5 protein-coding genes are annotated in these 3,763 nt (G+C 33.2%); 4 read left to right on the top strand and 1 reads right to left on the bottom strand.

Annotated features, from left to right (window positions below):
- From SVN78_09295 to hypE, 4 genes are all read left to right on the top strand, one after another.
- Positions 1–616: carbamoyltransferase HypF (locus SVN78_09295; GenBank protein MDY6821800.1), on the top strand; the 616-nt coding region annotated here is incomplete at its 5' end.
- Positions 617–618: 2 nt separating this feature from the next.
- Entirely contained in the window at positions 619–861 is a 243-nt protein-coding gene (locus SVN78_09290) for a HypC/HybG/HupF family hydrogenase formation chaperone (protein ID MDY6821799.1), read from the top strand.
- Positions 858–1,961, top strand: coding sequence for a hydrogenase formation protein HypD (gene hypD / locus SVN78_09285; protein ID MDY6821798.1), 1,104 nt, complete (start codon positions 858–860; stop codon positions 1,959–1,961). Before SVN78_09290 ends, hypD begins: the two co-directional genes overlap by 4 nt.
- 5 nt (positions 1,962–1,966) lie before the next feature.
- On the top strand, positions 1,967–2,974 hold the full coding sequence (gene hypE / locus SVN78_09280; GenBank protein MDY6821797.1) for a hydrogenase expression/formation protein HypE: 1,008 nt from the start codon (positions 1,967–1,969) through the stop codon (positions 2,972–2,974).
- Positions 2,975–3,240: 266 nt separating this feature from the next.
- Here hypE and SVN78_09275 read toward each other — a convergent pair.
- A partial coding sequence (locus SVN78_09275) for a DUF3160 domain-containing protein (GenBank protein MDY6821796.1) occupies positions 3,241–3,763 on the bottom strand: 523 nt, incomplete at its 5' end.

The following is a 3,763-nucleotide window of genomic DNA, read 5'->3' as shown; positions in this document are numbered from 1 at the left end:
GCGTATAGCAGTTGCATATTTAGTGTACTTTCTAAAAGAAAAAGGCAGAAAGACAGCAAAAGAAATATTTAAAAGATATAATTCCGAATTAGAGCTAGTAATGTGGCAATTAGAAAATAAATTTAACACTCCTCTAGTAGGGGGGTGTGGTAGATTATTTGATGCAGTTGCAGCCTTTTTAGGTATTTGTCATAAAAATAGCTATGAAGGGCAAGCTGCAATTATGCTTTCACATTTAGCTTGGGAAAAGTTGAAGAAAGGAATGGTCAAAGAATCATATGATCTACCTTTAAAAAATAGAGTATGGCAGCCAGCTGTATTATGGGAACAGTTATGTAGTGATTATTTAGGTGGGGTTGATCCTAGCATTATTGCAGCAAAATTTCATTATACAATTGGTGAGGCAGTTGTAACAGCTATTGTTAAGGCTTGCCATAAAAGCGGTCTTAAATGGGTTGCCCTTTCTGGAGGTGTTTGGCAAAATGTGTTTTTATCAAGTTATGTCTCTAAAAAACTTAGGCAAAAAGGTTTAAAAGTATTGCAACATAGATTAGTGCCTCCCAATGATGGAGGTTTATGTTTAGGACAAGCATTAATAGCTGCTGAAAGGGGGTAAAGATGTGCTTGGCAGTACCTATGAGAGTTGTTAAGGTTTATAATGAATATGAAGCTGAAGTTGAAAGCCTTGGTGTTCGTCAAAAAATCTCTACTGAGCTATTAGATAATATAAAGGAAGGAGACTATGTTTTGATACATGCAGGCTGTGCCATTGAGATTTTAGATATAGAGGCTGCTAAAGAAAGTTTAGAATTGTGGAAAGAATTGTTAGCTAATGAAGAAAATGGCGACGTGTGGCAATGAACATATTAGAGGATTTTTCTAAGGGTGAATTGAATAATCGTGCTTTTAAACATGTATTTGCAAAAGCAAAAAAATTATCTTCTCATCTAAATCGCAAAATTACCTTAATGGAGGTTTGTGGTACTCATACAGTAGAATTATCAAAAAGTGGTATTCGCAGGGCATTATCCGAATATTTAGATTTAAGAAGTGGTCCAGGATGCCCTGTCTGTGTTACAGATCAAAGAGATATAGATGCAATGATTTCAATAAGCCAAAATAGGGATGTAATTATAACCACCTTTGGGGATATGTTGCGTGTTCCAGGTACCCAGACTACTTTGGAAGTAGAAAGAAGTTGTGGCGCTAATATTGTTGTTTGTTATTCGCCAATGGATGCTTTAAAAGTTGCTATCAAAAATAAAAATTCAAAAGTTGTATTATTAGGAATAGGTTTTGAAACAACTATTCCATTAATAGCCTTAAGTATAAAGCATGCAAAAATAAAGGGGATTAATAATTTTAGTATTTATCCAGCAGTTAAACAACTACCACCTGCTTTAGAAAAATTGCTTTCCTCAAAAATATTAGCTATTGATGGATTAATCATGCCAGGACATGTAAGTACTATATTAGGAGAAAATATGTTAAAATGCTTTTTAGAAAAGTACAGTATTCCATCAGTTATAACAGGCTTTGAGCCATTAGATTTATTAAGAGGTATAGATTTACTGCTTTCACAAATTGAAAATGGTGTTAGTAAAGTGGAAAATGCATATAAACGTGCAGTCTCTGAATGTGGCAATAAAAAAGCCAAGGCTTTAATACTAGAGGTGTTTCAAAGCCAAGATGCTTATTGGAGAGGCTTAGGAAAAATAGCTCAAAGTGGACTAAAACCAAATGAAGATTATAATAGATTTGATGCAAGGTATTATTTTAAATTTCCAATATCTGAATTTAGAGAAATAGATGGTTGTCGTTGTGGTGATGTGATAATCGGCAGAGTGCTTCCAATAGAATGTGAACTCTTTGGAAATATTTGTACACCTAAACATCCAATTGGACCTTGTATGGTATCTAGTGAAGGGGCTTGTGCTGCATATTATCTTTATAGTAATTAGAATAGATGATTAATAACAAGAGAATAAAGTTAACCCATGGAGATGGTGGTAAAGACACTGATGAATTATTAGAAGAAATATTTTATAAATATTTTGATAATATCTATCTAAAACAGCGTGGTGATGGCACAAAACTTCCTCCTATAGAAGGCGAATTAGCTCTTACAACAGATTCATTTACAGTAAAGCCATACTTTTTTCCTGGGGGGGATGTAGGCAAGCTTTCTATTTGTGGGACTATCAATGATTTAGTAGTTAGTGGATCAAAACCACTATATTTGACAGCTGGATTTATAATAGAAGAAGGCTTTCTCTTTGGTGAGCTTGAAAAAATAGTATCTTCTATGGCTTTTGAGGCTAAAAAAGTTGCAGTTAATATAGTAGCAGGGGATACAAAAGTTGTTGGTAGAGATCAGGTTGATGGAATATTTATAAATACAACTGGCTTAGGTTATGTTTACAAGAATATGCAATTAGATAGTAAAAATATTATAGCCGGTGATAATATAATAGTAACTGGTTGTATAGGAAGCCACGGTGCTGCAGTCTTATCAGCACGTGAAGATATGCCTTTTAAAACGACTTTGGAAAGTGATTGTGCATCACTATTGCAACTATTAGAAATCCCTGACAAATATTTAAACAAAATTAGAATAATGCGTGATCCCACAAGAGGTGGGCTTGCAACAATATTAAAAGAATTAATAGAAAACTTAGATTTAAATATCTTATTAGATGAAAAGGAAATACCTATACGTGGTGAGGTTAAAACAATATGCAATCTTTTAGGCTTAGATCCTCTCTATTTAGCTTGTGAAGGTTGTGCTGCACTTGTTGTTGATGATAGTGTAGCTGATAAACTGTTAAGTCACTTGCATAATAATTATTTTCCTGATAGCAAAATTGTAGGTAAAGTAATCCCTGGAGATGGTTCTCTACTATTAAAAACATCTTTTGGTGGAACGAGACGTCTAGAAAAGCTTGTTGGTGAACCTTTGCCAAGAATCTGCTAATATTTTCTATTATGCTTTACCTGCTTATTATGCTTGCCATAATCAAAACTTATTAATCTATTTTATTTACCCCTTTATGTTGGACTTGTTATGTTGGACTTGCGAAGTAAAAAAAGCCTCCTTGATTTTTATGGACAATATTAATATAAATTCTGTATTAATATATTTAATATATTGGTGTTATTATTCAACTTTCAACCCATTTTCTCAAACCTTCCAACTTCGTAAGTTAGAATTTTTATTTACACAATAGTTTTTAACTTTATCTATTCATAGAAACTATAGTCAAACATCCATTTGGGTACTTCTGGTGGAGTAGTAGATAGTAATTGTCTCCATTTCTCATCAGTCAATCTATTGTCTATGGGTTGTATAAATTCATAGTAAGTCATAGTTGGACCAGCCCCTATTAATATTCTGCCATCTGGTAATAAATATGCTGCAATTAATAATCTAACATAGCCTGTAGCTTCCTCTAACACCTCTTGTGGTGGATTTTGGTCAGTATGAACATCTGCCACTATTGTAGTCTTTTTAGCCTTCTCATCAACATCATTAATCACACTATTAATATATTCGTCAAAATTCTTTATAAAATCATAATCCTCTTTATTTAACTGTTCATTATTCAACTCTTTGATAGATATGGAAAGTAGCCAGCTTAATATATTTTCAAGATTATTTAGTCTGATTTTGGCAGCTTCATCAATCACGTTCATATCGCTTAAACCATTATTTGTCATTCTCGTTAAAGCAAGAAGCCTGTTATAGAATTCAGGGACAGGCTCA

This window comes from Deferribacterota bacterium (assembly GCA_034189185.1).
Taxonomy (GTDB): Bacteria; Chrysiogenota; Deferribacteres; order Deferribacterales; family UBA228; genus UBA228.
Note: the sequence above shows the minus strand (reverse complement) of the source record. Positions and strands in the feature narration are given on the sequence as shown.